This is a genomic window from Mesorhizobium sp. M1A.T.Ca.IN.004.03.1.1, from assembly GCF_003997555.1.
Taxonomy (GTDB): Bacteria; Pseudomonadota; Alphaproteobacteria; order Rhizobiales; family Rhizobiaceae; genus Mesorhizobium.
Window position 1 is genome coordinate 1 of the sequence record NZ_RZTV01000052.1, and the last position, 497, is coordinate 497.

Genomic DNA, 497 nt, shown 5'->3' on the forward strand with positions numbered 1-497 from the left:
GCCGGCAGCGTCACGATGCCGGTCACGTCGGTGGTGCGGAAGTAGAACTGCGGCCGGTAGTTGGTGAAGAACGGCGTGTGACGGCCGCCCTCGTCCTTGGTCAGGATGTAGGCTTCGGCCACGAACTTCTTGTGCGGCTTCACCGAACCCGGCTTGGCCAGAACCTGGCCGCGCTCGACACCCTCGCGGTCGATGCCGCGCAACAGCGCGCCGATGTTGTCGCCGGCCTGGCCCTGGTCGAGCAGCTTGCGGAACATCTCCACGCCCGTGCAGGTGGTCTTGGCCGTCGGACGGATGCCGACGATCTCCAATTCCTCACCGACCTTGACCACGCCGCGCTCGACGCGGCCGGTCACGACCGTGCCGCGGCCCGAGATCGAGAACACGTCCTCGATCGGCATCAGGAACGGCTTGTCCAGCGGACGGACCGGCGTCGGGATATAGGCGTCGACCTGCGCCATCAGCTCGCGGATGGCGTCCTCGCCGATGGTCTTGTT

1 protein-coding gene is annotated in these 497 nt (G+C 66.8%); it reads right to left on the minus strand.

Going from position 1 to position 497, the window contains the following annotated elements; translation table 11 throughout:
* Window positions 1-497 (minus strand): EF-Tu/IF-2/RF-3 family GTPase (locus EOD29_RS30635; protein ID WP_245475484.1); only part of this gene is annotated, 497 nt, incomplete at both ends.